The 23,625-nt window shown below is 71.1% G+C and carries 20 protein-coding genes; 10 read left to right on the forward strand and 10 right to left on the reverse strand.

Going from position 1 to position 23,625, the window contains the following annotated elements:
- Window positions 1-65 precede the first annotated feature (65 nt).
- On the forward strand, window positions 66-1,358 hold the full coding sequence (locus VKN16_21060; protein ID HME96698.1) for a hydroxyacid-oxoacid transhydrogenase: 1,293 nt from the start codon (window positions 66-68) through the stop codon (window positions 1,356-1,358).
- Here VKN16_21060 and VKN16_21065 read toward each other — a convergent pair.
- The gene (locus tag VKN16_21065; GenBank protein HME96699.1) at window positions 1,355-2,725 is read right to left on the reverse strand and encodes an FAD-dependent oxidoreductase; all 1,371 of its coding nucleotides are present in this window, start codon (window positions 2,723-2,725) and stop codon (window positions 1,355-1,357) included. The two genes, VKN16_21060 and VKN16_21065, sit on opposite strands and share 4 nt — an antisense overlap.
- Window positions 2,726-2,862: 137 nt before the next feature.
- Between VKN16_21065 and VKN16_21070 the strand changes: the two genes are divergently transcribed.
- The gene (locus VKN16_21070; GenBank protein HME96700.1) at window positions 2,863-3,180 is read left to right on the forward strand and encodes a PilZ domain-containing protein; all 318 of its coding nucleotides are present in this window, start codon (window positions 2,863-2,865) and stop codon (window positions 3,178-3,180) included.
- Between the two features lie 15 nt (window positions 3,181-3,195).
- On the opposite strand, the gene VKN16_21075 is transcribed toward VKN16_21070, so the two are convergent.
- From VKN16_21075 to VKN16_21095, 5 genes are all read right to left on the reverse strand, one after another.
- Complete coding sequence (locus VKN16_21075) at window positions 3,196-5,469, reverse strand: PBP1A family penicillin-binding protein (GenBank protein ID HME96701.1); 2,274 nt, start codon at window positions 5,467-5,469, stop codon at window positions 3,196-3,198.
- A gap of 50 nt (window positions 5,470-5,519) precedes the next feature.
- Window positions 5,520-5,915 (reverse strand): hypothetical protein, encoded by a 396-nt coding sequence (locus tag VKN16_21080; protein ID HME96702.1) that lies wholly within the window; start codon window positions 5,913-5,915, stop codon window positions 5,520-5,522.
- Window positions 5,912-6,499, reverse strand: coding sequence for an ABC transporter substrate-binding protein (locus VKN16_21085; GenBank protein HME96703.1), 588 nt, complete (start codon window positions 6,497-6,499; stop codon window positions 5,912-5,914). Before VKN16_21085 ends, VKN16_21080 begins: the two co-directional genes overlap by 4 nt.
- Window positions 6,500-6,550: 51 nt before the next feature.
- Window positions 6,551-6,904: a hypothetical protein gene (locus tag VKN16_21090; GenBank protein HME96704.1), complete on the reverse strand. Its 354-nt coding sequence runs from the start codon at window positions 6,902-6,904 to the stop codon at window positions 6,551-6,553.
- A gap of 176 nt (window positions 6,905-7,080) precedes the next feature.
- Window positions 7,081-7,671, reverse strand: a complete 591-nt coding sequence (locus VKN16_21095; protein ID HME96705.1) for an ANTAR domain-containing protein — start codon at window positions 7,669-7,671, stop codon at window positions 7,081-7,083.
- A 235-nt stretch (window positions 7,672-7,906) separates the two neighbouring features.
- Here VKN16_21095 and VKN16_21100 point away from each other — a divergent pair, with 235 nt between their 5' ends.
- On the forward strand, window positions 7,907-8,977 hold the full coding sequence (locus VKN16_21100) for a hypothetical protein (GenBank protein HME96706.1): 1,071 nt from the start codon (window positions 7,907-7,909) through the stop codon (window positions 8,975-8,977).
- 13 nt (window positions 8,978-8,990) lie between these two features.
- On the opposite strand, the gene VKN16_21105 is transcribed toward VKN16_21100, so the two are convergent.
- From VKN16_21105 to VKN16_21115, 3 genes are all read right to left on the reverse strand, one after another.
- Complete coding sequence (locus VKN16_21105) at window positions 8,991-10,376, reverse strand: sigma-54 dependent transcriptional regulator (GenBank protein HME96707.1); 1,386 nt, start codon at window positions 10,374-10,376, stop codon at window positions 8,991-8,993.
- A gap of 215 nt (window positions 10,377-10,591) precedes the next feature.
- Complete coding sequence (locus VKN16_21110) at window positions 10,592-11,041, reverse strand: DUF296 domain-containing protein (GenBank protein HME96708.1); 450 nt, start codon at window positions 11,039-11,041, stop codon at window positions 10,592-10,594.
- Window positions 11,042-11,052: 11 nt separating this feature from the next.
- Window positions 11,053-11,535: a phosphate-starvation-inducible PsiE family protein gene (locus tag VKN16_21115; protein ID HME96709.1), complete on the reverse strand. Its 483-nt coding sequence runs from the start codon at window positions 11,533-11,535 to the stop codon at window positions 11,053-11,055.
- A gap of 228 nt (window positions 11,536-11,763) precedes the next feature.
- Here VKN16_21115 and VKN16_21120 point away from each other — a divergent pair, with 228 nt between their 5' ends.
- From VKN16_21120 to treZ, 3 genes are read left to right on the forward strand one after another with little or no spacing between them, the layout of a single operon-like run.
- Complete coding sequence (locus VKN16_21120; protein ID HME96710.1) at window positions 11,764-12,468, forward strand: hypothetical protein; 705 nt, start codon at window positions 11,764-11,766, stop codon at window positions 12,466-12,468.
- Between the two features lie 5 nt (window positions 12,469-12,473).
- Window positions 12,474-15,482, forward strand: coding sequence for a malto-oligosyltrehalose synthase (treY, locus tag VKN16_21125; protein ID HME96711.1), 3,009 nt, complete (start codon window positions 12,474-12,476; stop codon window positions 15,480-15,482).
- Window positions 15,482-17,323: a malto-oligosyltrehalose trehalohydrolase gene (gene treZ, locus VKN16_21130; GenBank protein HME96712.1), complete on the forward strand. Its 1,842-nt coding sequence runs from the start codon at window positions 15,482-15,484 to the stop codon at window positions 17,321-17,323. Before treY ends, treZ begins: the two co-directional genes overlap by 1 nt.
- Here treZ and glgA read toward each other — a convergent pair.
- Window positions 17,299-18,468 (reverse strand): glycogen synthase, encoded by a 1,170-nt coding sequence (gene glgA / locus VKN16_21135; GenBank protein HME96713.1) that lies wholly within the window; start codon window positions 18,466-18,468, stop codon window positions 17,299-17,301. The two genes, treZ and glgA, sit on opposite strands and share 25 nt — an antisense overlap.
- Before the next feature lie 29 nt (window positions 18,469-18,497).
- Between glgA and VKN16_21140 the strand changes: the two genes are divergently transcribed.
- From VKN16_21140 to VKN16_21155, 4 genes are read left to right on the forward strand one after another with little or no spacing between them, the layout of a single operon-like run.
- Window positions 18,498-19,160 carry a DUF5752 family protein gene (locus VKN16_21140; protein HME96714.1) on the forward strand — a complete coding sequence of 221 codons (663 nt, stop codon included), beginning with the start codon at window positions 18,498-18,500 and terminating at the stop codon, window positions 19,158-19,160.
- The gene (locus tag VKN16_21145) at window positions 19,160-20,362 is read left to right on the forward strand and encodes a glycosyltransferase (GenBank protein HME96715.1); all 1,203 of its coding nucleotides are present in this window, start codon (window positions 19,160-19,162) and stop codon (window positions 20,360-20,362) included. Before VKN16_21140 ends, VKN16_21145 begins: the two co-directional genes overlap by 1 nt.
- Window positions 20,363-21,598, forward strand: coding sequence for a hypothetical protein (locus VKN16_21150; GenBank protein HME96716.1), 1,236 nt, complete (start codon window positions 20,363-20,365; stop codon window positions 21,596-21,598).
- Window positions 21,595-23,577 carry an alpha-1,4-glucan--maltose-1-phosphate maltosyltransferase gene (locus tag VKN16_21155; GenBank protein HME96717.1) on the forward strand — a complete coding sequence of 661 codons (1,983 nt, stop codon included), beginning with the start codon at window positions 21,595-21,597 and terminating at the stop codon, window positions 23,575-23,577. The genes VKN16_21150 and VKN16_21155 overlap by 4 nt, the downstream gene beginning before the upstream one ends.
- The last annotated feature ends 48 nt before the right edge of the window (window positions 23,578-23,625 follow it).

Here is a 23,625-nt window from a genome sequence, read left to right on the forward strand (position 1 = left end):
CGTCCCGCGTTTTCTATAATCTCCAGCGAGCCCGGATCCCAGAGCCGCACCCCAATGGAGGCCGCATGAAAGGCGTCACCCTTCCCACCGAGACCGTGTTCGTGATGGAGAACTCGCCGATCAAGTTCGGGCTGGGCGCCATGGACGAGATCGGCTTCGACGCCAGCCGCCTCGGCATCAAGAAGGCGCTGATCTTCACCGACCGGCACGTGGCCGAGCTCGGCCTGTCCGAGCGGGTGCGCAATCTGCTCGAGGAGCAGGGCATCAAGGCCGACGTTTGGGACGGGGTCGAGGTCGAGCCGACCGATCGCTCCATGGAGGAGGCGGGCGAGTACGCGCGGAGCAAGGATTTCGACGGCCTCATCGCGGTCGGCGGCGGCAGCACGATCGATACTTGCAAGGCGGCCAATCTCCTCACCTGCTATCCGGCGCCGCTGCTGGACTATATCAACAAGCCGGTCGGCAAGGGCGTGCCGGTGCCCGGCCCGATGCGGCCGCTCATCGCGGTCCCCACCACCGCCGGGACCGGGAGCGAGACCACCGCGGTCGCGGTCACTCACATCGTGGATCAGAACGTGAAGGCGGGCGTCTCGCATCGCCTGCTCCGCCCCGCGCTGGGAGTGGTGGACCCGCTCAATACGCTCACCGCCCCGCCGGAAGTCACCGCGGCGGCCGGCGCCGACATCCTCACGCACGCCATCGAGTCCTACACCACGCGCCCGTACCACGCGCGGGCGAAGCACCACCCACCGGATCGGCCGGCCTACATCGGCGCGAACCCGGCCAGCGATATCTGGTGCGAGAAGGCCATGGAGTACGCGGCGCGCTATCTTCGCCGCGCGGTGCTCAACGGCCTCGACGTCGAGGCCCGACTGCATCTGGCGTTGGCCGCGAACTACGCGGGCATCGGCTTCGGCAACGCGGGGGTGCATATCCCCCACGCGGTGGCCTACCCGATCGCGGGCCTGGTGCGCGACTACGTGCCGAGCGGGTATCGCACGCGCCACCCGCTGGTGCCGCACGGCATGTCGGTGATCCTGACCGCGCCGGCCGCCTTCCGCTTCACCTTCGCCACGTCCCCGGAGCGCCACCTGCGCGCGGCCGAGCTCCTGGGAGCGCCGGTCGCCGACCTCGACGAGACCGAACAGCGCGAGGCCCTGCCGCGCGCTCTCCTCGGGCTGATGCGGGACATCGGCATCCCCAACGGGCTCACCGCGATCGGCTACACCGAGCGCGACATCCCGGCTCTGATCGACGGCACGCTGCGCCAGCCGCGCCTGCTGTCGGGAGCCCCGCGGCCGGTGGGCGCGCCGGAGCTCGAGCTGATCATCCGGGACGCGATGCAGTACTGGGGCTAGAGCTGGCCGGAGTCGCCCCACTCGGCGAGGAGGGCCCGGTAGGCGGGATTCTGGTAGCGGTCCAGGTGGAAGGCGGGGGCGTAAGACGGCAGCGGCCGCTCCGCGATGTGGTCGGCGAGCAGGTCCGCCGCGCCGTTCGAGGACATCATCCCGTACCCGGAGAGGCCGCCGATCAGAAACGAGCCTTCGAGCGGCAATGGCCCGGCGAGCAGGCGGTTCTCCCGCGTCTTGGTGTAGTAGCCGCCGTCAACGAAGCACTTCGGCAGGCGCGACAGGTACGCGGCGAGCCCCGGGATCGGCCGGCTGAGACCGCGGAGGACGATCTCGGCATACGCGGGATCGAACTCGACGGGAAATCGCGCTTCCATCGGCTCGACGTCGTAGGTCCACACGCCGAGGACGATCGGGCTGTCGGCGCCGCCCTCCGGACGGCCGTGCACCCCCGCCGGCATCTCGTCGAGCAGATGGCGCAAGGCGTCTGACCCTTGCAGCTCCGCGCGCTCCTCCGGAGACCACGGCAGGCGGACCGGATCGGTCCAGATCGTCATCGGCGCGTGCCGCGGCACCACGCCGAGCGTGTCGTGGAAGGCGACCTTGGCGTGGCGCTCGCAGAACACAGGCAGGTCGACGCCCACCAGCCGCCCCACGTCGCGAACGTACGGGCCGGCCGCGTTCACGAAGCGCGGGGTCCCGACGGTGCGGCTGCCGCCGGGACCGGCCACCTTCACTCCGCTGACGCGCCCTCCCGCGGTCTCGATTCGCTCCACGCGTCCCTCGATCAGCCGAACGCCTCGAGCGCGGGCGCGCTCCAGCATGTACATGCCGAGCTGCTGACCGCTGAACCAGCCGCAGCGTCGCGCGTGGAGCAGGGCGACCGTGTCCTCGGCGAGGTACGGAAAGTGCCGGCGAATCACGCTGCGGTCCGTGATGACGTCCGTTCCGGTCGGCTGGCCCTCGTAGCCGACGGTGGGCGCCGGCCGGTAGTCGTCTCCTGGCGAGCGGTGGATCCGAACGGGCCCGACGCCGAGGACGGCCGCCTCCTCGGCGGCGCGGAGGTAGTGCTCCACCTGCTCCGCCTGGGCGGTGGCGAAGAGATAGCCCCGTCGGTTCATCAGGAAGACGTTGCCGCTCTCGCGGGCCAGATCTTCCATCAGGTCGATGCTGCGATTCATCAGCGACACCATGTCGCTACCGGGGCCCGGCCACCAGTTGCGATAGGACTCGGCCGACTTGTCGCTGGTAAGGGAGAGCGGCGGGCCTTCGTCGACCAGGACGATCGAGGTGATGCCCCGCCGCGTCAGGTGATAGGCCGCCGCCACGCCGGCGATCCCGGCGCCACAGATCACGACCTCCGCGGTGGTCTCCACGACGGGGCCGATGCTATCACCCCTGGCGTCTCGTCGACAGTGTCAGCGTGGAAACAGTGCCGACAGGGATGACGCAGTGTAACCATGCGGGCTGGCGACCCTGGAGGCGCGGCACGTACATTGCTGAGGCCGGGGCCATGACCACGCCACCCACGAGGCAGAACGACCGCCGTCGTCACCCGCGCACCGACGTCTCCTGGCTCGTGGTCGTCGAAGCCGGGAAGCGGAGATTCCTCCTGCAGACCATGGACATCTCGGCCCGTGGCGCCAAGGTGAGACCGAAGGAGCGGCTGGACATCGGGACGCCCGCCCAGCTTCGGTTCCGTCCACCCGACGGATCGCCGTTCAACGTGCCGGCGCTGGTGTGGCGCGCGGATACCGACGGCCTCGCCTTCCTCTTCATGGGGGACATCCAGGACCGGCTGCGGCGCTTCGGCCGGCTGCTCGCGACCTGATCTCGTTCCGTTCCGCTACTTCCTGAACCAGTCCCAGACCTTGTCCCACCACCGACCGATCTGCTCGGTCACCCCGCCGTGCTCCACGCACGCGGGCGGCTCGGTTCCCGCGAGAAACACCTCGGTCGCCACCAGCGGGCAGTAGGCCGTCGCGGTCCGGCCGTTGGTGAGATCGATCTTCGCGTGGGTGATGCCGGTCGGCTCCGCGAACGGTCCGGCCGGATAGACATCGAGGGCCTGCCGCATGAACTCCGACCAGATCGGCAGCGCACCTTCCGCGCCCGACAGTCCGGCCGGCGTGCCGTCGTCGAAGCCGATCCACACCAGTGCGAGCAGGTTCCGCGAATAACCGACGAACCACGCGTCGCGGCCCTCGTTGGTGGTGCCGGTCTTGCCCGCCACCGCGCCGGGCACGCCGAGCGAGCGCGCGGCCGCTCCGGTGCCCGCGTTGATCACGCCTTCGAGCAGCGAAGTCATCACGTAGGCTTCGGGCGCGCCGATCACCGGCCGGCTCTCGCGGCCGGCGCTCCACAACGCGGCGCCGGCGTCGTCGGTGAGGGTGTCCACCACCCCTCCCGCGGGCGCGAGGCCCCCGTTGGCCAGGGGCAGGTATGCGCGCGCGAGCTGGAGCGGCGTGATCTCGAAGACCCCGAGCGCGAGGGCCGGCACCGGCTTGAGATCGCCCTCGACCCCGAGGGCCCGCGCGGTGTCGATCACCGCGGGCAGCCCGATCGCCTGCGCGAGCCGCACCGTCGCGGTGTTGATCGAGCCCTCCAGCGCGCGGCGCACCGTGACCGGCCCCTGGTAGCGCTCGTCGTAGTTCTTGGGCGTCCACGGCTTGCCGTCCACCACCATCGTCAGCGGCGAGTCGTCCAGCATCGAGGCGGCGGTGAAGAGCGGGCCGTCGCGCCGCGGGGTGATGGCGGCCAGGTACACGAACGGCTTGAACGCGCTGCCGGGCTGACGGCGGGCCAGGACCGCCCGGTTGAACTGGCTGGTCCGATAGTCGCGCCCGCCGACCAGCGCGCGGACCTGTCCGCTCGCCGGATCCAGCACGATCATCGCCGCCTGGAGGCGCTCCTCCTGGTTCTTGCGCCGCAGGCGCGGCCGCGAGGTCTCGAGCCGGTCGAGGCCTCTCACCACCGCCGCCTCCGCGAGCCGCTGCAGCACCGGATCGAGCGTGGTGTACACGCGCAGCCCGTGCTGGTTGGCCAGCTCCACGTCGGTGGCGCGCTCCAGCTCGGCGCGCACGTAGTCGACGAAGTACGGCGCGGTGAGCCCGTCGGCGGGCGCCTTGCGCGCGCGCACCGGCTCCTTGCGCGCCTTGCGGTAGTCCGCCTCCGAGATCTTGTCGAGCTCGCGCATGCGGGCGAGCACGACGTCACGCCGCTCCCGCGCGCGCTCCGGATTGCTCACCGGCGAGTAGCTGTTGGGCGCCCGGATCATCCCGGCCAGCAGCGCCGACTCGGGCAGCGTCAGCTGGTGGATCTCCTTGCCGAAGTACGCGCGCGCCGCCGCCCCGATCCCGCGCACCGAGGAGCCACCGGACTGCCCCAGGTAGACCTCGTTGAGATACGCCTCGAAGATCTGATCCTTGCCGTAACGCCACTCGAGCACGGTGGAGAGCAGCGCTTCGTGGATCTTGCGGCTGAGCGTGCGCTCCGGCGTCAGCAGCCGGCTCTTCACGAGCTGCTGGGTGATCGTGCTGCCGCCCTCGGCCACGCGACCCTTCCGCACGTTGGTCCACATGGCGCGCAGGATCCCGCGGGGATCGACACCGCCGTGCTCATAGAAGCGCACGTCCTCGGTGGCGAGCACCGCGGCGCGGAGGTCGGCCGGCACGTCGGCCAGGCGCACCGGGCGGATGCTCTCGCCCATGTCCGCTCCCGCGCTGGCCAGCAGCTCGGGCGGCAGGGCCACGCTCTCCACGTCGGCGCCGCCCCGACGCAGCCGCGTGATGCGATTGCCGGCCACGCTCAGGGTCACGCGGCCCGCCGCGGTACCGTCGACGCGGATATCCCACGCGCCGTCCGTCCGCGCGAACTGCCCCGGCCCGCCGGCGCCCTTGGTCTCCCGATAGCCCAGGCGGCCCAGGAGCCCGGCGAGGTCGAGCGCGGTGACGTTGACACCCGACTTGAGGATGGGCGGGGCGGCGTAGAGCAGGGTCGACCGGCGCGCCTCCACCCGCTCGAAGCGGGAGAGGGCACGCGCCGCGTACAGCGCCGTCCCGGTGACGACCAGGGCGATGAAGCCGAGGAGGACCAGCCCGACGAGGCTCAGGCGGCGCATGCCTCGCATCCGGCCCCATACACCCTGGCGCGTCATTCGATGCCCGGCGTCTACGATCCGGCACGTCCTCGCAGCGTGACCATCACCAGGCGCGCCACGTCCGGATCGCTCGACAGCTCCACGACGACGAAGTCGCCGGGCCGGATGTCGGAGAGCGTGATCGTGCTCTCCCGGAACGAGTCCGTGAGATCCCGACCGTCCTTGTTTCGCTGCGACAGCAGCACCACCGCCTGAGGCGGCACCTGCACGCGAAGGGCCCGGCGCTCGGCGTTGGCCCCGAACTCGTCCAGCACGAGGACGCGGGACTGCGGGTCTACCGCCAGGACAGTGCCCGCTCGGCGCCCTCCCGCCAAGGCGGCGGGGATGGGGAGCACGAGCAGCAGGGAGAAGAGGATGAGCGCGGCCGCGGCCCCGAGCCGTCGGGCGCGACCGTCCGCGGTCCTCACGACTTCGGAGCGGAAGGCGCCGTCACCTCGGCCGCCTTCAGCCGGCGCACCAGCTCGGCGTACGAGGAGGTCTGGATGATCTTGTCGAACTGCGTCCGGTAGTTGTTGATCAAGCTGACCCCTTCGACCACTACATCGTACACGAGCCATCGATCTCCTCTCTGCTGCATGCGATAGTCGATCGGAATCTCGGTTCCCTGCTTCGTGACGAACCGGGTGCGCACCGAGGCGAGCGCGCCGTCCACGCTCTCGCCGGTATAGGTCACGCGCTCGCCGCTGTAGCGCTCGATCCGCGAGATGTAGGCCCGCTCGATGAGATCGGTGAACAGCGACGTGAACTCCTGTCGATCCTTCTCGGCCAGCGCCTGCCAGTGACGGCCCAGCGCGCGCTTGGCGGTCTCGCCGAAGTCGAAGACGGTCTCGGCTTCCCGCCGGATCGCCGCGCGCCGCTCCTTCTCCTTCTCCGCGGCCTTGAGGGTGGGATCTTCGAGGATCTTGACCATCTGCTCGACCGCGGTCCTGAGCTGATCGGTCGGAGCCCCGGCGTCCGCCGACGCCGGAGCCCAGGCCAGGAGCCCCGCCACCGCAACCGTCGTGAGTCGTGCCGCAAGTGCCGTGAGGCGCTGGGGCATGCGTCAGGCGGCCCGAGGGAGCCCCGGATCCACCGCGATCCGGTCCTCGATGCGAAAGTCGTCCCGGCTTCGTGCCATCTCGCGGCGGGCTACTCCGAGGGCCGCCTCGCGCAGCTCCGTCTTCGGCACCGAGCCGGTGATCTCGAGCGTGAGCGGCGTGCCGCTCCACAGGGGGATGTGCGCCGTCGGGGTCAGTGGCAGGCCCGACAGCGTTGCGTCCATCAGGAGCGCGTCGGAGATCCTCGCTTGAGCCGCCACCGCCTCCTCCTCACGCTTGCGCTTGAGGTCATAGAGCTTCACGGCGATCCCGAGCAACACGACCAGGGCCAACATCGCAGCGACGACGATGATTTCCATGGTAGGCACCTCCTGCCGCGAGGGCTGGTGCATCGCACATGCCAGGAATCATGCGGCACGATGCGTCCAAGTAGTCGTCGCGAAACGCTCCTTCGCGCCGGGAGCGCCCCGGTCGGGCCGATTTGTAGGAATTTCCCGTGGAGTCGTGTAAAGCCTACACTCGAAGAGGCCCTGGGTCATCGCGAGCCGGGATCGCCGAGGACGACGCGGGCAACGTCGCCCAACCGCTGGCGCGAATCCATCGCCCGCCGTCTCAGCCACTGGAAGGCCTCCTCTTCGCTCAGGCGACGATCCATCATCAGCTTGCCCTTTGCCTGGTCCACGATCGGCCGCTCCGAGCGGGCGCGCTGCAGCCGCCGCAGATCCCGGAACCGGGCGAGCGCCAGGTCCAGCGTGGGCGCCAGCTCGGCGGCGCGGAGCGGCTTGAGGAGAAAGCCCATGACCCCCGCGCGATTGGCCTGCTTGACCAGGGCCGGCCCGGTGTCGCGAGTGTAGAGCACGGCCGGACAATCGACCACCGCCGTGATTCGAGGCATCAGAGCGGGCTCCCGGCGTCCGGAGAGGCTGGGTGCCATGATCAGCACGTCCGGCCGCGTCTGGCGCATGAGGTCCACTGCGTCGAGCCGGAGTGGCGCCTCCACGGCCACCGTCCCGCCCGAGTCCTCGACCGCGGTGCGAAGCACCGCCCGGGACGAAGCATCGCCCTCGAGGACCGCCACCCGCCAGCGCGGCACGGTCCCCTGCAACGGCCTGCCGATCACTCTCATTGCGACCCTCCCGCGGGCCGCGTCGCAACCCGCATGCCAGCATTGCCAAGCGCGCGAAGACTGATCAGGACGGACCCTGTCACGCCGGCCGGGAAGGAATTGCCCGATGCACCGAGGAAAATTTATCCGCCCTAGTTCAGAACTCCTCGCTTCCGGACGCAACAGTCGGGCACCGAGCAGCCGACTTGCAAGTTATCGCCGAGACTCGCGTAATGGCACGTCACTTGCGTGCTCCGTGGCCATGCTCAGGCTCAAAGGTGAACCCGACGACTCCATGGCCGATGGAGCGGTGGATGAGGCCGCGTCCGGCGAGTTCGAAGAAACCTTCCGCGATCACCCGGCGTTCGACTCAGGATCCCTCGCCGACGCCGACGACTTCGAGGACGACGGCCCGCGAGAGGGTCGCTGGAGCATCCTGAGCGACACGCGCGGGCTGGCCATCGCCGCCGCCGCGTTCGTCCCGACGTTCCTGCTCGTCTTCTTCGGTGTGCCGTACCTGCTGGAGGGGCCTTCGCTGGCGCGGACGCCAGACAGCTCGACGGTCGCCTACGCTCGGGATCCGCAGTCGGACTCCGAGTGGTCACTCGCCAAATCGCTGTCCGAGGCGCTCCGCGGCGGTCCGTTCGATCGGCCCCAGTCGGCTCCGTCGCCGGCGCCGCCGGCTCCTCCCGCCGTCGCGACGACGCCACCGGTCCCCGCTGCCCCTCCCGCGACACCGGCACCTCCGGCGGCGCCGCCGGTTGCCTCTGCTCCACCGGCCGCCGCGGCACCTGCCGCCTCCTCGCTCTCGGCGACGGCCGAGGCGCCACCGGCGAAGAGCCCGATCCCTTCGGCGTCGACCCGGGGGGCCGAGACTGCCGCCGCTCTGGGCGACGAGGCGCGCTCGCGCGAGCAGACGGGCGAGCCGATGCCCGGGACCAGCGTATCCCGCCAGTCACCGGGCTCTGGCTCCGCGGGCTCTGACTCCGGCTCGACGGCTCCGTCGCTGCCCCCGGCCGCCTCGCGCGTGCCCGACCCCGAGCGGAAGGCCCCGACGTCGAAGCCGGTGCTCGAGGCGCGATCGGTCCCCGCGCCGCGGCACGCAGCGGCCACGCCAGATCCTCCGCGCGCGCAGAGCGACGCCCGCAAGGGAGCCAGCGACTGGACTCCGGCGGCGGCGTTCGCCGATCGGGACGCGGCCGCGCGCCTGGCCAGCAGCATCGAGCGCCAGGGCTATCCGGTGGAGATCCGCCAGGAAGCATCGTCCACACGACCGTGGGTCGTGTGGATCGGCAGTCAGCCTAGCGGCGGCGGGCGCCGCCGCTAGGCCGCGCCCGACCTCAAGCCCGCTTCAGCGCGTCGCGATCCGCCTGCAGCTCCCGCCAGCGCCGCGCCTTGTTGTGGAGCGTCTTCGGCGTCGTCCCGAGGATCTCGGCGGCGCGGGTCTTGTTGTTGTTCACCGACTGCAGCGTCCTCAGGATGAGCTCGCGCTCCCCGTCGTCCAGCGTGGTGCCGACCGGCAGCACGACCACGTTGGCCCGCTCCGCGCGCGGGGCGCCCAGCGGCGCGAGCGGCAGCGCCTCGGGAGTGATCAGGCCGCCCTCGCACGAGACGACGGCCCGCTCGATCACGTTGCGCAGCTCGCGGACGTTCCCCGGCCACGAGTGCTCGCCCAGCAGCTTCAGCGCCGTGTCGTCGAGCCCGCGCACCGCCCGTCCGTACTTGTCGTTGAACTCGGCGATGAAGGCATCGGCCAGGAGCGGGATGTCCTCGGGTCGGCGCCGCAGCGGCGGCAGCGGGATCGGCAGCACGTTGACCCGGTAGTAGAGGTCTTCCCGGAACGTGCCGTCCTGCACCGCCTTCATCACGTCCTTGTTGGTGGCGCACAGCACGCGCACGTCGACGGAGACTTCCTCATGGCCGCCGATCCGACGCACCTGGCTGTCCTGGAGCACGCGGAGGTACTTGGCCTGCAGGTTGGAGCTCATCTCCGCGATCTCGTCGAGGAAGATCGTGCCGCCATCGGCCAGCTCGAAGTAGCCGGGCCGCCGCGCCATCGCGCCGGTGAAGGCGCCGCGCTCGTGCCCGAAGAGCTCGCTCTCCAGCAGCGTCTCGGGGATGGCCGAGCAGTTGACCGCCACGAAGGGACCCTTCGACCGCTGCGAGAGCTGATGGATCGTCCGCGCGGCCAGCTCCTTGCCGGTGCCGGTCTCGCCCAGGATGAGCACCGGGGCCGGGCTCGGCGCCGCCATCTCGATCAGCCGGTAGACCTCCTGCATCGCCGCGCTCACGCCGAGCAGCGGCCCGAGGCCGCGCGTCTCCTTCAGCTGGCGTCGGAGCACCGTGACCTCTCGGTTGACCTGGACCTTCTCCACCGCCTTCTCGACCAGAACCCGCAGCCGCCGCGGGTCGACCGGCTTGGTCATGTAGTCGTAGGCCCCCTCGCGCATTGCGGAGACCGCCGTCTCGATCGACCCGTGGGCCGTGAGCAGGATGACCGCGGCATCCGGCACCGCGGCCGCCAGGGGCTTGAGGAGCCCGATGCCGTCGATCACCGGCATGATCATGTCGGCGATCACCACCGACGGACGGAACCCGGGAGCCCGCTCGAGCGCGTCCTTGCCGTCCACGCACTCCTGGACTTCGTAGCCCCACATGGAGAGGAGCGCGGCGAGCCCGCTCCGGCCCGACTCATCGTCGTCGGCAATCAAGATCCGATGCTTCATGGCCTGTTCCCCTTTTCCGGGAAATTTGCGTGAGTGGAGGAAGAACCGTCGGCCCGGCCGTCTGCAATCGATATGCCTGCTCCACGAGGCTGGGCACCGGCTGGCGAATCGGCGATGCAGGCTGACGCTTTAGATCCATATGGCTGCGAGCGGACATGATAGGACACGTGCCGACGCTGCGCCAGTGGCGGAAGTTATTACCGTGTAAGTGCGACCTACCCGTTTCTCCAATCCAGGTCAATCAAGGCTAAACCGCTGCCCGGATCCGTCCGGCGCCGCAGCGTGGCCGGGGACTCGACGATCGTCACCTCGAGGGTCGGGTCGACGCTTCCCCCCAGCAGGTGCCCACCCATCGCGGTCCCATCCGCCCGGCCGACAACGACGTGAACGTGCACCCGGGGCTCTCCCTGATCGAGCGCGATGTTGCCCAAGAGCGAGAGGACCTCGACCTGCTCGCGGATGACCCGGCGGATGTAGTCGCGCCGGGACCGATCGAAGAAGCCGATCGTGACGCCCGAGAAGGCGCCGATGCCGCTCAGCGAGGCGGCCCGCAGGTCGAAGCGCTTGGCCGCCCCGGCGAGGGCCTCGACCGGGTCGTCGTGGCGGTCACACACCAGCACGAAGGTTCGCCGCCCGTCCGTCTCGTCCACCGGCCGGATCTTCATGACATGGCTCCTCAGGCCCGCTCGGCCACCGCCGCCTTGTCCCGCTTGCGGAGCCCGACCAGGCAGGCCACCAGCACGCCGGTCATCACGGTGAGCAGCGCCAGCTCGATGAGCGCGAACCGGAAGGCGCTCTCTCCCTGCTCCATCAGGGTGCCGAACTCGGCGGTGATGACCAGGATGCGCCGGACCGCGGCGATCATGGCCACCAGCACGAACGGCTCCGGCACCAGCAGATGCTCGCGGAACGACACCTGGACCGTGTAGAGGATCTCGATGATCATCAGGATGAGCAGCAGCTGGTCGAGCACCGCGATGAAGCCCGTGCCGATTGCGCCCGCCAGCAGGCTCTGCGCGAAGTGGAAGCCGGCGTTCAGGAGCAGCACCACCGCCCCGAGGGCCAGCATCACGGCGAGGCCGACGTAGAGGACGTCCTCCACCTGGGTGAACGACTGCGCGATGCGCTCGCGCAGCGCCGGCGCCCGCCCGCTCCTCATGAGTCACCCTGCGGGCAAGCGTTGTGCCAGCCCGCGCGCGACCACAAGAACGGGAAAACGCGACGGGGCGCTATTCGTCGATCGCGTCCTCCTCGGCGCTGCGGTAACCATTACCGGCCGCGAGTCGGTAACGACGACCGCCGCGCCACGTCCGTCGCGCCTTTCTGGGACCTTGCCCGCGTGATACCGTGAGGTCGAACGACACTGCTCTCCTGGGAGGCGGCAATCATGACGGACATGTGGGGCGATCTCGTGTGGGCCGCTCTCGCGGACCTCAAGACGAGGCTCATGCTCGTGCTGCCGGGCATTCTCGCGATGCTCACGCTCACCGCGGTCGGCTTCGCGGCGGCGTGGATCGGGGCGCGAGTGATTCGGCGCCTGGCCCAGGCGGTCGCCTTCGATCGCCGCGCGGAGACGTGGGGCATCGTGGCCGCGCTCCATCGAGCCGGCGTGCGGAGGCCGCCGTCCCAGGTGCTGGGACTCATCGTGTTCTGGAGCGTGCTGGTGCTCTTCCTGCCCGTCGCCATCGACGCGCTCGCGATCCCGGGCACCGGCCGCCTCACCGAGTTCGTCTTCTCCTGGGTGCCGCGGGTCCTCGGGGCCGCCCTCATCCTGCTGGTGGGATGGCTGGTGGCCAACTTCCTCGGCGAGGGCGCGCTGATCGCGGCGGTCAACGCGCGGGTGCCCGAGGCCCGGCTCCTCGCCCGCGCCATCCGCTGGGGCGTGCTGCTCTTCGCGAGCGCCACCGCGATCACGCATCTCGGCATCGGCAAGGAGATGGTGCTGGTGGCCTTCGGCATCACGTTCGGCGGGCTCATCTTCGCGTTGTCGCTCGCCTTCGGGCTGGGGGGTCGCGGGCTGGCCCGGCAGATTCTCGAGCAGCACATCCGCAATCGCGAGCCGCACCCGCGCGAGACCCTGACCCACCTGTAGGCCGCATGATCGACGCCGACGTCCTCTACCAGCAGGCGGTGGCCGCGCTCCGGCGCGCCCGCCGGGCGACCTACCGCCTGCAGCTCGGGAGCGCGCTCGGCTTCGAGGCGGTCGCCGCGCTCGGCCCGTACCTGGACGCGCTCGGCGTCAGCGACGTGTATCTCTCCCCGTGCTTCCGGAGCGGGCCGGGCAGCTCGCACGGCTACGACGTCACCGACCACAACGCCTTCAATCCCGAGCTGGGCAGCGCGGCGGACTTCGACGGCATGGCCGCCGAGCTGGGCGCGCGCGGCCTGGGCCTGATCCTCGACGTGGTGCCCAACCACATGGGGATCGCGGGCGACGCCAACCCCTGGTGGCTCGACGTGCTCGAAAACGGCCCCGCGTCTCCGCGGGCCGAGTTCTTCGACATCGACTGGACGCCGGTGAAGCCCGAGCTGCGCGATCGCGTGCTCCTGCCGATCCTGCCCGAGCAGTACGGGCGCGTGCTCGAGTCGCAGCAGCTGCAGCTCGAGTTTGCCGACGGGGCCTTCCACCTCCGCTACGCGGGCGCGCGGCTGCCGATCGCCCCCGATACGTACGCCCTGGTGCTCACCGACCGGCTCGACGCCCTCGCCCAGCGGCTGGGCGCCGAGGACCCCGCGCTGCTCGAGCTTCGTAGCGTCCTGACCGCGCTGGAGCACCTTCCCGGGCGGACCGAGACCGATCCGCGTCGCATCGAGGAGCGGCTGCGCGAGAAGGAGATCGTCAAGCGGCGCCTGACCACGTTGACCAAGGAATCGCCCGAGGTCCGCGAGCACATCGAGGAGACGGTGCGCCGGTTCAACGGCACCCCGGGCGACCCCACCAGCTTCGACGCGCTCGACCACCTGCTGTCCGGGCAGACCTACCGCCTCGCAGACTGGCGCGTCGCGGGCGACGAGGTCAACTACCGGCGATTCTTCGACGTGAGCCATCTCGCGGCCATCCGCATGGAGCGCCGCCCGGTGTTCGACGCCACCCACGAGCTGGTGCTCCGCCTGGTCGGCGAGGGCAAGGTGAACGGGCTCCGCGTCGATCATCCGGACGGGCTCTACGCGCCGAGCGAGTACTTCCGGTGGCTGCAGGAGGGCGCCCTGATCGCGACCGCCCGCCGGCTCCTGCCCGACATCGGCGAGACCGAGACGGAGGCCCTCGCCGCGCTCCACCAGGCCCGCGCCGGCGACCGCGCGGCGGGTGCGGACGCGCGGCCGATCTGGATCGCCGCCGAGAAGATCCTGGCCCCGCGCGAAGAGCTGCCCGACTGGTGGACGGTGGCCGGCACCACCGGCTACGACTTCCTGGCCTCGGTCAACGGCCTCTTCGTGGACCGAGAGACCTCTAGGCAGATGACGACGGTCTATGCGCGCTTCGTGGGCGACACGATGTCCATGGCCGACCACTCCTACGCGTCCAAGCGCCTCATCATGCAGGTATCGATGGCCAGCGAGATCACCCAGCTCGGCCACCACCTCGATCGCATGTCGGAGCGCAACCGGCTCTCGCGCGACTTCACCCTCGCGAGCCTCATCCGCGCCATCCGCGAGGTGGTCGCGGCCTTCTCGATCTACCGCACCTACGTGGGGGACGAGGCGGGCGAGCCGAGCCCGCGCGACCGCGGCTACATCGAGGCGGCGGTGGCGGAGGCGCGGCGGCGGAACCCGACGGTCAATGCCTCCGTGTTCGACTTCCTCCGCGACGTGCTGCTGCTCCGCGACCCGGTCAGCCGCGCGCCCGACGAGCGCGCCGCCCAGCGGCACTTCGCGATGCGGTTCCAGCAGACCACCGGGCCGGTCACCGCGAAGGGCGTCGAAGACACCGCCTTCTATCTCTACAACCGCCTGGTCTCGCTCAACGAGGTGGGCGGAGACCCCGGCCGCTACGGCGAGGGGGCCGCCACCTTCCACGCCCGCAACGCCCGCCGACTCGAGCGCTGGCCCGAGTCGATGCTGGCCACCGCGACCCACGACACCAAGCGCGGCGAGGACGTGCGCGCCCGCATCAACGTGCTGTCGGAGGTGCCGGCCACCTGGGCCGCCGAGGTGCGGCGCTGGCGCGCCCACGCGCGGCGCTTCAAACGGGAGATCGACGGCCACGCCGCCCCGGACAGCAACGACGAGTATCTGCTCTACCAGACCCTGATCGGCGCGTGGCCGCCGGATGGCGAGCAGACGCTCGAAGCCTTCACCGGACGGATCGTCGGCTACATGGAGAAGGCCACGAAGGAGGCCAAGCGGCGCACCAGCTGGGTGAACCCCAACGAGGCCTACGACGCCGCGGTGCGGGACTTCGTCGGCCACCTCCTCGCGCCGGGCGGCCCCTTCCTGTCCTATTTCCAGCCGTTCCAGCGGCTGGTCGCCGCCCACGGCGCGGTCAACTCGCTGGCCCAGACCCTGCTCAAGGCGGTCTCCCCCGGTGTCCCGGATTTCTACCAGGGCACCGAGCTGTGGGACCTGTCGCTGGTCGATCCGGACAATCGCCGTCCGGTCGACTTCGCACGGCGCCGCGAGCTGCTCGACGCGCTCCGCGCCCGCATCGGCGCCGCCGGATCGGATCTCACCGGGCTGTGCCGCGAGCTGCTCGAGCGGTGGACCGACGGGCGCGTGAAGCTCTACGTGACCCATCGCGCCCTGACCCTCCGGCGGGAGCGCACGCGCCTCTTCGCGGTGGGCGCCTACGAGGCGCTGGTCGGGGGCGGCCAGCACGCCCAGCACGTCGTGGCGCTGGCCCGGCGCGACGGCGCCGACGTGGTGGTGGCCGCGGCGCCGCGCCTCACCGCGCGCCTCGCCGGGCTCACCGGCGCCATCCCGCTGGGCGAGGCGGTGTGGGAGCACACGTGGATCGCGCTCGGTGACGACCTCGCCGGCGTCTACCGTGACCGCTTCACCGGGCTCAGGGTCGAGACGGAGCGGCGCGACGGCGCCCCTGCCCTCGCCTGCCCGACTCTGTTCGGCCACTTCCCGATCGCGCTGCTCGAGCGCGAGGCCTCCCGCTAATGAGCCCCGCCGTCGCGGCCCGGCGCGCGCACGGCATGCCGTTCGGGGCCAGCGTGCGCGAGGACGGCACCACGCGGTTCCGCCTCTGGGCACCCGGGGCCGCGCAGGTCGACCTGTGGCTCGAGGAGCCCGGGCGTGCCTTCCCGATGTCCCGCGATGCAGGCGGCTGGGCCGAATACGTGACGCGCGAGGCCCCCGCGGGCACCCGCTACCGCTATCGCATCGACGGCGAGATGCTGGTGCCCGATCCAGCCGCGCGGTTCCAGCCGGGCGACGTGCACGGGCCGAGTGAGGTCGTCGATCCGCTCGCCTACGCGTGGCGCGACGCGGCCTGGCGCGGCCTGCCGCCCGAGCGGCTCGTCTTCTACGAGCTGCACGTGGGCGCCTTCACTCCGGCCGGCACCTACGCGGGCGTCATCGAGCGGCTCGATCACCTGGCCGCGCTCGGCGTGACCGCGATCGAGCTGATGCCGCTGGCCGACTTCCCGGGCCGCCGCGGCTGGGGCTACGACGGCGTGCTGCTCTTCGCGCCCGACTCGGCATACGGCCGGCCCGAGGACCTGAAGGCGCTGGTCGACGCGGCCCACGAGCGCGGCCTCGCCGTCTTCGTCGACGTGGTCTACAACCACTTCGGCCCCGAGGGCAACTACCTGCACCGGTACGCTCCCGGGTTCTTCACGCCGCGCCACCGCTCGTTCTGGGGCGACGGCATCAACTACGACGGCCCCGGCTCAGAGGTCGTGCGCGCCTTCATGATCCACAACGCCCTCTACTGGCTCGAGGAGTTCCACCTCGACGGCCTGCGCCTCGACGCGGTCAACGCGATCGTGGACGACTCGCCCACTCACCTGCTGGTGGAGCTGGGGCGCGCGGTGGCCGAGGGGCCGGGACGCGAGCGCCCCGTGCACCTCGTGCTGGAGAACGGCGCCAACGAGGTGCGCTATCTCGAGCGCGCGGCGGGCCGGCGGCCGCTCTACCAGGCGCAGTGGAACGACGACATCCACCACGCGCTGCACGTGCTGCTCACCGGGGAGACCGGCGGCTACTACGAGGACTACCAACCTCCGCTGCCGCATCTGGGCCGTTGCCTCACCGAGGGCTTCGCCTTCCAGGGCGAGCGGTCCGCGTATCGCGGGGATCTCCGCGGTCAGCCCAGCGCCCACCTCCCCCCGACGTCGTTCGTGAGCTTCCTGCAGAACCACGACCAGATCGGCAATCGCGCCCTCGGCGAGCGCATCACCGCGCTGGCCGCCCGCGAGGCGGTGCGCGCCGCGACCGCGATCGTGCTGCTCGCGCCCGCGATGCCCCTGCTCTTCATGGGCGAGGAGTGGGGCGCCCGCGAGCCGTTCCTGTTCTTCACCGACCTCGGGCCCGATCTGGGCCCGTCCGTCGCCGAGGGTCGGCGGCGCGAGTTCGCGCGCTTCCCGGAGTTCGCGAGCCCCGCGGTGCGCGAGCGCATCCCGGATCCGCAGGCCCCCGCCACCTACGAGCGCTCGATCCTCGACTGGCGTCGGCTCGCCGACCCGGACCACCGCGAGTGGCTCGCCTTCCATCGCGACCTGCTACGGCTTCGCGCCGAGGCGATCGTGCCGCGGCTGGCCGGCGAGCCGGTCCCCCCCGCGGCCTGGAAGGCCATCGGCGACACCGCGCTCGACGTCTCGTGGGATCTTCCGGGCGGCCGGCTGCGCCTCGTGGCGAACCTCGGGTCGTCGGCGACGGCGCATCCGGGCCCGCAGCGGGACTGGGGCCGGCAGCTCTTCGCCCTGCGGCTGCCGGACGGACCGTGGACCGATCTGCCGCCCTGGAGCCTGGCCTTCTATCTCGCGGGAGCGCGGCGGTGATCGTCGATCGCCTGCTGGTACACGTCCATCGTGAGCGCGGCGATGCGGTCCCACGAGAAGTGCGCCTCGACGCGACGGCGGCCGGCCTCGCCCATTCGCCGGGCGCGCGCGGGATCGGCCAGAGCCGCTTGCAGCGCCCGGGCCAGCGCGGCGGGGTCGCCCGGCTCGACCAGCCAGCCGGTCTCGCCGTCCTGCACGACTTCCGGGATACCGCCGACCCGGCTGGCCACCACCGGGGTGCCGCAGGCCATGGCCTCCAGGTTGATGATGCCGAACGGCTCGTAGATGGACGGGCAGACGAACACCGCGGCGTGGCTGTAGAGCTGCACGACCTCCTCCACCGGGAGCATCGCATTGATCCACCGGATCTGCGGCCGGCCGCTCACCGCGGTCTGCAGCCGGGTCAGAAGCTCGGGAGTGTCCGGGCTGCTCGCGCAGAGCACGAGCTGCACGGTCTCCGGCAGCTGGCGCGCGGCGTCCAGCAGCTGGAAGATGCCCTTCTGCTCGCTGATGCGCCCCACGAACAGTGCGTAGGGCTCCCGCACGCCGTGACGATCGAGCGCGTCGCGCCGCTCGGTGCGCGTGAAGGCTTCGGCGTCGACGCCGTTGTGGAGGACCACCACGCGCTCGGGCTCCACGCGGAAGTTGGCCAGGATGTCCGCGCGCATCTGGGCCGAGACCGCGATCACCCGGTCCGCCCGCTCGACGGCCAGGCGCTCGGCCCACGTCGAGACGAGATAGCCGGTGCCGAGCTGATCGGCCTTCCACGGGCGCAGCGGCTCGAGGCTGTGCAGCGTCACCACGAGCGGCAGGCCGTGAATCGCCTGCACGAGCATGCCGCCCAGCCCCACGTACCAGGTGTGGGTGTGCACGACATCGGCGCGAACTGCATCGCGGGCCATCGCGAGCCCCACCGAGAGGGCCTCGAGGGCCGGGGCATAGGCCACCTCCGGGCCGCCGGCCAGGCGCTCCCACGGCGCGTAACCGTGGACCGCGAGGTTCGCTCGCGCTTGCTCGTTGTCGCCGAAGCAGCGCACCTCGACCGAGGCGCGCCGGGCGAGCGCTCGGCTCAGGTGGTCGACCACCACCCCCGCGCCGCCGTACACGTGCGGGGGATACTCGCGGCTCAGCAGCAGGACGTTCACCGGTCAGGTCCTCCGAGAGAGCTTACCGCATGAGCGCGACGCAACCCTTCGTCTTCCTCGGCTGTCTCGAGCTGAACGAGCTGCTGCCCCAGGAGGCCCACGACGCCCGCGAGCTGCTCGAGCAGGTGGCGCACGTGCCGATCGAGTCCATCTTCTGCCACACCTCGGCCGCGCTCCTGCACCGGCCGGTGCTCGCCGAGGCGTATCCCAACGATTTTTCCCTCTGGGTCGGCAGCGAGGTGCGCGACGTGCGGCTGGCCGAGCGGCTCGCCGCGATCGACGCCTTCCACGCCGGCTCCATGGAGCGCGTGCGCGAAGACATCATCGCCACCATCTCCGATCACCTGCAGCATCTGGGGGCGGCGGCCGCCCGCACCCAGGGCAAGCGCTTCCGCTTCTTCCAGGTCCACCTGGTCCCGGTGCCGACCGGCCACCAGGCGCGCACCCTCGTCGAGTTCCGCGACGCGCTGGCCGAGGTGGACGTGAGCGCGCTCTTTTATCACACCATCGCCGCGCGCTACCGAGCCGGCCGCGGCCGCGGCGACTTCGCGGAGTGGGTCGGCGGGGCGCTGGGACTGCCCGACCTCGCCGACCGCCTGGCCCACATCGATCCGCACGCGGGCAGCCTCGAGCGCATCCGCGATCGGCACCTCAGCGTGCTGAGCGACGCCATCTCCGGGGAGGGCGCCTGATGGCCCAGGGCTCGCTGCTCAAGCTCGACGACTACCGACGGGTGGCGCCCCGCGGCACCATCGACTTCCTCATGCGCATCGGCGAGCGCCTGCGCGGCAAGCGCCTGGTGCACGTGAGCGCGTCGCGCTACGGCGGCCCGGTGGTCGAGGTCCTCAACCGGGTGGTACCCCTGCTGAACGACCTGGGCGTGGAGACCACCTGGGAGATCACCATCGGCACCGCGGACTTCGACCAGGTGACCCGCGCGGTCGGCAAGGCCCTCGCCGGGACCGAGCAGGTGATCACCGAGCTGATGCTGAGCCGGCTGCGCGAGACCGGCATCGACAACGCGGGACGGCTGCAGCTCGACGCCGATCTGGTCGTGGTCCACGACGCGCCGCCGCTGTACCTCGTGGAGCAGCGCAAGGAGGCGAGCCGCTGGCTCTGGCTCTGCCACCACGACCTGTCCTCCGCCCAGCCCCAGCTGTGGAACACGCTGCGGCCGGTGGTGCAGCGGTACGACGCCTCGGTGTTCTCCCTCGCCCGCTTCGCGGCGCCCCTGTCGATCCCGCGCTTCATCGTCTACCCGTCGATCGATCCGCTCTCGGAGCGCAACCGCGAGATGACGCGCGCCGAGCAGGCGACGGTGATGGACCGCCTCCGCGTCCCGCGCGACAAGCCGATCCTGCTGCAGATCGGCCCCTTCGAGCGGCAGCACGATCCGCTCGGCGTCATCAACGCGTACCGGCTGGTCAAGAAGCACCACGACGTGCGCCTGGTGCTCGCCGGCCCCCCGCTACCCCCCGGCGCGGACGGGCTGGCCGACGTGCAGGAGGCCGCCTCGCACGACGCGGACATCTCGGTGGTGGTGCTGCCGCCCGACCCGCAGATCGAGCTCAATGCGCTGGAGCGGGCCGCCACCATCGCGATCCAGAAGCCCCTCAAGGCCGACTTCGCCATCGAGGTCGCCACCGCCATGTGGAAGGGCAAGCCGGTGATCGGCACCATCGCGGGCGGCATCCCATTTCAGATGGTGATGACGGTGACCGGGTATACCGTGGAAACCGTGGAGGGCGCCGCGTTTCGCATCCGGCAGCTCCTGAGCAATCCGGAGATGATCGGCCGCATGGGGGCGGCCGGCCGCGAGCACGTGCGCCGCAACTTCCTGGTCACCCGCCACGTGAGCGACTACCTGGCCCTGCTCGCGCACCTCACGCGATAGATGGACCCGGCCGTGCTCTCCGAGGACGCCCGCGCCGCCGTCGAGCGCATCGGCACCGCGGATCTGGTCGTCGGCCTGGCCACCGCCGGCCCGGCGCCGGCTCTGGCCGCGGTGACCGCCGCGGTGCGCGCCGGCCTCGATACGCACTTCCCCGGGCAGGCGGCCGCCATCGCCCACGTGGACCAGGCGCGGTCCGAGACGACGACCGCGGCGGTCACCGAGGCCCTTGGCGACCTCCGGGTGGTCTCGGTCGGACCCGTGGCCGGCAAGGACGACACGCTGGACTGGTCGGCCGCGGTGCGCGCGGTCCTCACGGTGGGCCGGATGCTCGAGGCGCGCGCCATCGTCATGCTCAACGCCGACCTCGCGAGCATGACCGGCGAGTGGCTGCGCGGTCTCGCCTCCCCGGTGCTCAAGGAGGACTACGCCCTGGTGCTGCCGCTCTACCGGCGCTTCCGGTACGACGGCACCCTAACCCAGGCCCTGGTGGTCCCGCTGATCCGCAGCCTGTTCGGCCGCCAGCTCGCGCATCCGATCGCCGAGGAGTTCGCCTGCTCGGCCTCCGCCGCCGAGGTTTTTCTCAAGGACACGGTGTGGGAGACCGACCTCGGGCGCCACGGCCTCGAATTCTGGCTGCCCGTCGCGGCCGTCGAGCACGGGCTGCCGGTCAGCCAGGCGGTGCTGGGTCCGCGGACCATCGCGCCCTCGGCGCAGCCGCCCACGCCGCTCGGTCCGACGGTGGGACGCGTGGCGAGCGCGCTGTTCGCGCTGGCCGAGCGCGCGGAGCCGCTCTGGCTCGACATCCGCGGCTCCGAGCCGGTGGTGAGCTTCGGCGTCCCGCCCGAGCCGTTGCCCGGTGGTCCCGCCGTCGACCCCTCGCGCATGCAGGTGGGCTTCGTGCAGGGGGTGCGCGATCTGCTGCCGGTGTGGGAGCGCATCATCGCGCCGGACAACCTCGGCGAGGTGCTCGAGCTGAGCGACCGTCCCCTCGAGCGCTTCCGCTTCTCCGATCGCCTCTGGACCCGCGTGGTGTACGACTTCCTCCTCGCCTACCGGGCCCGCACGGTCTACCGCAGCCACGCCGCGCAGTCCCTGGCTCCGCTCTACCTGGGCCGGGCCGCCTCGGTGATCCTCGATACGCAGTCGCGCGCCCCCGCCGCCGTCGCCCAGAGCGCGACGCGGCTGTGCGGGGTGTTCGAGGACGAGAAGCCGTACCTGGTGGATCGCTGGCGATGAAGCCGGCCCGCCGGCCGATCGTGATCGAGCGCGTGCGTCCCGCGGTGGACGACGGTCGCCACGCGGTGAAGCGGATCGTGGGCGACACCCTCACCGTCACCGCCGACATCTTCAAGGAGGGGCACGACCTGCTCGCGGCCCGGGTCTGCTACCGCGGCCGCGCGGGGGCGGAGTGGCGCGAGGCGCCGATGCGGCTGGTGGAGAACGACGGCTGGGCCGGTCAGGTTCCGCTCGAGGCCAATACCCGCTACGTCTACACCGTCGAGGCCTGGACCGACGTCTTCGGCTCGTGGGTCGAGGAGATGCGCCGGCGCATCACCGGCGGCCAGACCGATCTGACCAGCGAGCTGCTCGAGGGCGGCGCCCTGGTCACCCAGGCGCGCGCGGCCGCCCGTGGCGCCGACGCGGAGGCGCTCGGCCGCGCGCTCGACCGGCTGGCCGCCGCCACCTCGCGGGACGGCCGGCTCGACGTGCTGCTCGACGGCGACCTCGGCCACCTCATGTTCCGCGCCGCGCCGCGGAGCGACCTGACCCGTTACGACCGCGAGCTCGAGGCGGTGGTGGACCGTCCGGCCGCCGCGTACGCCTCGTGGTACGAGCTGTTCCCGCGCTCGCAGGGACGCGTGCCCGGCCGACACGCGACCTTCGACGACTGCATCGAGCGGCTGCCCGACATCCGGCAGATGGGCTTCGACGTCGTCTACCTGCCGCCGATCCATCCGATCGGCCGCACCGCGCGCAAGGGGCCCGACAATTCCCTCGACGCGGGCCCGAACGATCCGGGCAGCCCCTGGGCCATCGGCGGACCGGAGGGCGGCCACACCGCGGTGCACCCGGAGCTGGGAACGCTCGACGACTTCCGTCGCCTGGTGAAGGCGGCCCAGGGGCTCGGCCTCGAGATCGCGCTCGACTTCGCGATCCAGTGCTCGCCCGATCACCCGTGGGTTCGCGAGCACCCGGAGTGGTTCTATTCGCGGCCCGACGGCACCATCAAGTACGCGGAGAACCCGCCCAAGAAGTACCAGGACATCTATCCGATCAACTTCGCGAGCCCGGCGTGGCCGGCGCTCTGGGACGCGCTGCTCTCGGTCGTGCGATTCTGGATCGATCAGGGCGTGCGGACGTTCCGGGTCGACAACCCCCACACCAAGCCGCTCGACTTCTGGGCGTGGCTGATCCGGGAGGTCCAGGACCGCGATCCGGACGTGATCTTCCTCTCCGAGGCCTTCACGCGTCCCAAAATCATGCGCGCCCTCGCCAAGGCCGGCTTCACGCAGTCCTATACCTACTTCACCTGGCGCAATTTCAAGGAGGAGCTGACCGACTATCTCGAAGAGCTGACCCGCACCGAGATGGTCGAGTACTTCCGGGGCAACTTCTTCGTCAACACTCCGGACATCCTGCCCGAGGTGCTCCAGCGCGGCGGGCCGCCCGCCTTCCGCATGCGCGCGGCGCTCGCCGCCACCCTGTCGTCGCTGTGGGGCGTGTACAGCGGCTTCGAGCTGGGCGAGTCCGCCGCCCTCCCCGGCAGCGAGGAGTACCAGCACTCCGAGAAGTACGAGATCCGCGTCCGGGACTGGGACGCCCCCGGCAACCTCAAGGACTACCTGGCGCGGCTCAACGTCATCCGCCGAGAGAACCGGGCCCTGCAGTCCATGAGCGGGCTCCGGTTCTATTCGTCCAGCAGCCCCCACGTGATCTTCTACGGCAAGATGACCCCGGCGCGCGACAGCGTGGTGCTGGCCGCGGTCAACCTGGACCCGTTCGCGATCCACGAGTCCACCCTCGACATCCCGCTCGGCGACATCGGCATCGCCGCCGACGAGACCTACGAGCTGCACGAGCTGCTGGGCGGCGAGCGGCGCCTCATGCGCGGCGCCACCCACACCGTCGCGCTGGACCCGCGCGTCGCGCCCGCGCACGTCTACCGGGTCGCTCGCTGGCGCCGCCGCGAGCGCGACTTCGATTACTATGCGTGAAACCCTTAAAGGCTTTATATATCCGCTCGGCTCGCCTTCGGCTGCACC

The sequence above is a fragment of the Candidatus Methylomirabilota bacterium genome (assembly GCA_035315345.1).
In the GTDB taxonomy this organism is placed as follows: Bacteria; Methylomirabilota; Methylomirabilia; order Rokubacteriales; family CSP1-6; genus CAMLFJ01.

Excerpts from the sequence above, each read along its gene's own strand:
- VKN16_21060 (HME96698.1), top strand. The coding sequence starts at position 66 with ATGAAAGGCGTCACCCTTCCCACCGAGACCGTGTTCGTGATGGAGAAC.
- VKN16_21070 (HME96700.1), top strand. The coding sequence starts at position 2,863 with ATGACCACGCCACCCACGAGGCAGAACGACCGCCGTCGTCACCCGCGC.
- VKN16_21075 (HME96701.1), bottom strand. The coding sequence starts at position 5,469 with ATGCGCCGCCTGAGCCTCGTCGGGCTGGTCCTCCTCGGCTTCATCGCC.
- VKN16_21090 (HME96704.1), bottom strand. The coding sequence starts at position 6,904 with ATGGAAATCATCGTCGTCGCTGCGATGTTGGCCCTGGTCGTGTTGCTC.
- VKN16_21095 (HME96705.1), bottom strand. The coding sequence starts at position 7,671 with ATGAGAGTGATCGGCAGGCCGTTGCAGGGGACCGTGCCGCGCTGGCGG.
- VKN16_21105 (HME96707.1), bottom strand. The coding sequence starts at position 10,376 with ATGAAGCATCGGATCTTGATTGCCGACGACGATGAGTCGGGCCGGAGC.
- VKN16_21110 (HME96708.1), bottom strand. The coding sequence starts at position 11,041 with ATGAAGATCCGGCCGGTGGACGAGACGGACGGGCGGCGAACCTTCGTG.
- VKN16_21115 (HME96709.1), bottom strand. The coding sequence starts at position 11,535 with ATGAGGAGCGGGCGGGCGCCGGCGCTGCGCGAGCGCATCGCGCAGTCG.
- VKN16_21120 (HME96710.1), top strand. The coding sequence starts at position 11,764 with ATGACGGACATGTGGGGCGATCTCGTGTGGGCCGCTCTCGCGGACCTC.
- treY (HME96711.1), top strand. The coding sequence starts at position 12,474 with ATGATCGACGCCGACGTCCTCTACCAGCAGGCGGTGGCCGCGCTCCGG.
- treZ (HME96712.1), top strand. The coding sequence starts at position 15,482 with ATGAGCCCCGCCGTCGCGGCCCGGCGCGCGCACGGCATGCCGTTCGGG.
- VKN16_21140 (HME96714.1), top strand. The coding sequence starts at position 18,498 with ATGAGCGCGACGCAACCCTTCGTCTTCCTCGGCTGTCTCGAGCTGAAC.
- VKN16_21145 (HME96715.1), top strand. The coding sequence starts at position 19,160 with ATGGCCCAGGGCTCGCTGCTCAAGCTCGACGACTACCGACGGGTGGCG.
- VKN16_21150 (HME96716.1), top strand. The coding sequence starts at position 20,363 with ATGGACCCGGCCGTGCTCTCCGAGGACGCCCGCGCCGCCGTCGAGCGC.
- VKN16_21155 (HME96717.1), top strand. The coding sequence starts at position 21,595 with ATGAAGCCGGCCCGCCGGCCGATCGTGATCGAGCGCGTGCGTCCCGCG.